Here is a 4,962-nt window from a genome sequence, read left to right as displayed (position 1 = left end):
GGCCGGGTCGCCGCCGGAGAGCTTGAGCCCCTCCCACGGGATGGAGATCAGGCACTCCCGCAGGTGCTCCCGTGACTCGTCGAGGGTGGGCAGCGCCACCGGCTCGCCCTCGACGACGAACGAGCGCTGGAGCAACCGGTCGTTGGGCTGCCGGTCCGGCACACCCTGCGGCACGATGACCTCCTCGGTGGCGGTGCCGGTCGGCTTGTGCCGGCGGACGGCCACCTTCCGGCCGCCGATGGTGGCCTTGTGCTCGGAGCGCTTGACCACCGGGCGCCCCTCCACCTCGACCAGCTTGTAGACCAGGCCGGCGGTCGGTGCGCCCGAGCCGGTCACCACGGCGGTGCCCGCGCCGTACATGTCGACGGGCTCGGCGGCCAGGGAGGCGATGGCGTACTCGTCGAGGTCGCCGGAGACGATGATCTTCGTCTCGGTGGCGCCGAGCGAGTCGAGCAGCTCGCGGGACTGCTGGGCGATGACCGCCAGGTCGCCCGAGTCGATCCGGACCGCGCGCAGCTCCGGCCCGGCCACCGCGATGGCGTTGCGGATGCCCTGGCTGATGTCGTAGGTGTCGACCAGCAGCGTGGTGTCCTTGCCCAGCGTGGCCACCTGCGAGGCGAACGCCGCCTGCTCGTCGTCATGCAGCAGGGTGAACGCGTGCGCGGCGGTGCCCGCGGTGGGGATGCCGTAACGCTGCCCGGCGGCCAGGTTGGAGGTGAACCGGAACCCGGCCAGGTACGCGGCCCGGGCGGCGGCCACCGCGGCCTCCTCGTGTGCCCGGCGGGAGCCCATCTCGATCAGCGCCCGGCCCCGGGCGGCAGTGACCATCCGCGCCGCCGCGGCGGCCACCGCGCAGTCGTGGTTGAGCACCGACAGCGCCAGCGTCTCCAGCACCACGCACTCGGCGAAGGTGCCGGAGACGGTGAGGATCGGGGAGCCGGGGAAGAACAGCTCGCCCTCGGCGTACCCGTCGACGTCGCCGGTGAAGCGGTAGTCGGCAAGCCACTGGGCGGCCCGGTCGTCCACCACGCCGGTGCGGCGCAGGAAGTCGATCTCGTCGGGGTCGAACCGGAAGTCCCGGATCAGGTCGACCAGCCGGCCCGTCCCGGCGACCACCCCGTAGCGGCGGCCGGCCGGCAGCCGCCGGCTGAACACCTCGAAGACGCAGCGACGGTCGGCCGTGCCGTCCCGCAGGGCGGCGCTGACCATGGTCAGCTCGTAGTGGTCGGTCAGCAGCGCGGGGCGAAGGGTGCTCACCGCTCCAGCCTAGAGTTCAGGCCGGATCCGTGCCGTCGTGGCCCGGCATCGACCGCAGCGCGGCCCGCAGCTCGGCGCGGCCCGCCACCCCGAGCTTGCTGTAGACCCGCTGGAGGTGGTTCTCGACCGTGCGGGTGGAGAGGAACAGCCGCTCCGCGATGGTGCGGCTCGTGACCCCGTCGGCGGCGAGCCGGGCGATCTCCCGCTCCCGGTCGCTCAGCGTCGGGCGGAGCAGCCGCAGCGCCGGCGTCGACACCTCGTCGCAGCGGCGGAGCAGCTCGGCGAGGCGCTCCCGGGCCGGGCCGGTCGCCCCGGGCCGGCCGCCGCGCATCCGGTGCAGCGCCATGGCGGTCGCCTCGGCCGCGTAGACGGTCAACTCCCGGGCGGCGAACCCGTCGGCCACGGCGAGCAGGTCGTCGGGGCAGCCGTCGACGGCGGCCCGCGCGTACCGGGCGACCAGCGGCGGCAGCACCCCGTCGACCTGCTCGGAGAGCTCGGTCAGGCGCTGCGCCACGGTCCGCCGGTCGCCGTCGGTGCAGGTCGGCCCGATCGGCGCGGTGGCCTGGTCGAACCGGACCAGGTCGAGCAGGACCAGCAGCTCGTGCCCGGCCAGGCCGTCCTCCCGCAGCCGGTCGGCGAGCGCGGTGAGGTGCTTGGTGGCCGCCGGCAGGTCGCCGACCGCCGCGTGCACCGCGCCCCGGGCCTGCTCCAGCCAGGGGTAGAGCACCGCCATCCCGGGCGCGTGGGTGCGGTCCGCCTCGGCCATCGCCTCCGCCGCGTGCGTGGCGTCGCCGCGCAGCGCCGCCGCCTGGGCGCGCTCGGCGTGCGCCAGGCCGGCGTAGACCCGGCTCGTGGCGAGCACGGCGCAGGCGCCGAGGCTGGTCTTCAGCGCCTCGTCGCCACGCCCGCGCAGCCGCGCCGCGTACGCCTGAAGGATGGCCAGGTAGCCCGTGCCGAGCCGGAAGTCCCCGGCGCCGGCCAGGTCGGCGAACTCGTCCGCGACGATCGCGTCGATGCCGGCCAGGTCGCCGGAGAGCGCGAGCCGGGTGCCCCGGGCCAGCTCCATGGCGAGCTGGAGGTAGGGCATGTCGCCCCGCCAGCACGCCGCCTCGGCCTGCACGCGGGCGATCGCGGTGGCGCTGCGCCGGTACTGCCCCTGCGCGGCCTGGAGGTGCGCGAGGGTGCACCGGGCCAGCTCGCGCGCGGCCATCGGGGCCGCCGGCCGGTCCAGCACGGCCTGGGCCAGCCGGACCGCGGTGTCGGTGTCCAGCCGGTGCAGCCGCATGATCGCCTCGAAGGCGCGGACCCGGGCCTGGTCGGCGGCGTCGGTCAGCTCGGCACCGCGCGCCGCGATCTCCTCCACCGTGGATTCGCGGCTCAGCCCCCAGTAGCTGACCATGCCCCGGGCGGTGAGCCACCGGCTGCGCCGCCGGTCGTCCTGGATCGCCCCGGCCACCTGGTCGAGCACCTCGATCGCCTCGTCCGGCCGGTCGGCGAACATGAGGATCGTGGCGAGCAGCTCCGCCGCGTCCGAGCCGCCCTCGCCGTCCAGCGCCGCCCGGGCCAGCCGGGTGGACAGCGGCACGTCGTACCGGCCGAAGGCCTGGGCGGCCGCGTCGAGCAGCAGGGCCGGGTCCTGCGCCGTGCCCGAGTCGAGCCGCCACACGGCGACCCGCAGCAGGTCGTCGCGGCGCCGCTTGCCGACCCGTTCGAGCAGCCCGGCCAGGGTGGCCTGCAACCGCCGGGTGCGGCTGACCGGGCACTGCCGGCGCATCACCTCGCCGTAGAGCGGGTGGGCGAGGCGCACGTTGAGCCGCCGGTCGTCGCGCACCATGGAGATCAGGCCGCGCTCCTCGGCGACCTCCACGTCGGCCGGGTCGACCGCCTGCTCCAGCAGGTGCAGGCCGAGCGGCTCGCCGAACGCGACCAGCTCGACCACCGCGCGCACGCCGGGCGTGAGCTTGCCGATCCGGGTGTCGATCAGGTCGGTGAGGCTGGGCGCCAGCTCCAGCCGGCCGGTCCACTTCCAGATCCCGTACGTCTTGCTCAGCTCGTCGCCCCCGGAGGCGGCCAGCACCAGCTCGCGCAGCAGCAGCGGGTTGCCGGCGGAGAGCCGGTGCAGCCGCTCCGAGGAGCCGGCGTCGACCGGCCCGCCGAGGATCGCGGCGAGCAGCCCGGTGGTCTCGTTCGGGCCGAGCGGCCCCAGCTCGACCAGCTCGACCAGGTCGACCAGGTCGTCGGTCCACAGGGCGCGGATCGGCAGCGGGATCTGCTCGCCGTTGCGCAGCGTGCCGAGCACCGTGGCGTTCTCGGAGCGGGCGATGAGATGGACCAGCGCCGCCGACGGCGGGTCGAGCAGGTGCGCGTCGTCGATCGCCAGCACGATCTGCCGGCCGGCGGCCTGCTCCTGGAGCAGGTCGACCGCCCAGCGCAGGATGCCGGCGGGGGACAGGCCCTGCGGCTGGGTGGCCGGCAGCACCTGGACCAGCCCGCCGAACGGCAGCGCGGCGGTCGTGGCGCTGGCCGCGACGGACCAGATCGCGTAGCGGTCGGGTGAGAGCGCGGCCACCCCCTCGCGCAGCAGCCGGCTCTTGCCCACCCCGGCGTTGCCGCTGAAGAGCAGCCCGCGGCCCTCCGGGCCGCCGACCGCCGACAACAGACGGTTGAGCTCAGCCGTTCGGCCGACGAAGTCCCACCGACTCATCGGTGCAGCATATCGATGGTGTTCCGTCCGCGTGTACACCGTCACGCAGCGAAGTTGAGTAATCTGTCGATTACTCGTGAGTATCGAATGTGTTCGGTGTCGGATCGGCGACAACCGTAGGCTTCCGGTATCGCCCTGTGACCAGGGAATTTCCACGCGACCGGACCACTCCCGGCCGCCTGATCGGGAGGCCGCCTGATGAAGCCAGGTCCACTCCCCTCGGTCGACGTGCCCGAACCGGGCGGGCTGGCCGAGCCGCCCCGCTGCGCCCCGCTGCCGACCCGGCTCGGGGTGACCGAGCCGGGGCCGGACGAGCCGCTGGGCGTCGTGGTCACCGGGCCGGCCGGCGCCGGCCGCCGCGAGCTGCTCGCCGGCCTGCTCGACCTGGATCCCGGCATGCTCGCCGTGCCCGCCGGCAGCCACCTCCTCGTCCACCACGCCAAGGTGCCCACCCGCGCCGCCTACGTGCCGGGCTACCGCCAGCCGCACTCCTACCGGGCCGACCCGCTCGCCGCCGGCCCGGCCCTGGCGCGCCCGCCGCGCCGGGTGGAGCTGAGCCTGCCGGACCCGCTGCTGCGCCACTTCGCCGTGCTCGACACGCCGGACACCGGCGCGCTCGGGGTGGCCGGCGGCCGGGTGCTGCTCGACGCGGCCGGCCGGGCCGGGGCGCTGCTCTTCGTGATCTCCGCCGACCAGGCGTTCAGCGCGGCCGAGCTGCACCTGCTGGCCGAGGTGGCGCGCACCCGGGTCGAGGTGTTCTTCGCCGTCACCCCCGGCGTGGCCGGCTGGGCGGCGCCGGCGGACGGCACGACGACGGAGGACACGGGGGCGTCCGGGTCGTCGGCCGGCCGGTCCGGCCCGCCCGGCCCCGCCGCCCGCCGGTACGACGCCGTGGAGGTCTCCGTCGCGGCGCACCGGGCCGCGCTGCTGGCCGCGGTGCCCGCGCTCGCCCAGGCCCGCTGGTTCCCGGCCCGCCAGGGCGAGCACTCGGTGCTGCGCCG

Annotated in this window: 3 protein-coding genes; 1 reads left to right on the top strand and 2 read right to left on the bottom strand. The window is 75.7% G+C overall.

Features of this window, described 5'->3' with window-relative positions; genetic code table 11:
• Positions 1-1,257, bottom strand: a 1,257-nt coding sequence (locus ACZ6PY_RS30320; RefSeq protein WP_466078719.1) for a nicotinate phosphoribosyltransferase, incomplete at its 3' end; no start/stop codon positions are given.
• A gap of 16 nt (positions 1,258-1,273) precedes the next feature.
• The gene (locus tag ACZ6PY_RS30315) at positions 1,274-3,961 is read right to left on the bottom strand and encodes a LuxR C-terminal-related transcriptional regulator (protein WP_466078716.1); all 2,688 of its coding nucleotides are present in this window, start codon (positions 3,959-3,961) and stop codon (positions 1,274-1,276) included.
• 198 nt (positions 3,962-4,159) lie between these two features.
• On the opposite strand from ACZ6PY_RS30315, the gene ACZ6PY_RS30310 reads away from it, so the two are divergent.
• Positions 4,160-4,962, top strand: an 803-nt coding sequence (locus ACZ6PY_RS30310; RefSeq protein ID WP_466078713.1) for a P-loop NTPase family protein, incomplete at its 3' end; no start/stop codon positions are given.

The sequence above is a fragment of the Micromonospora sp. NPDC048907 genome, from assembly GCF_055586885.1.
Note: the sequence above shows the minus strand (reverse complement) of the source record. Positions and strands in the feature narration are given on the sequence as shown.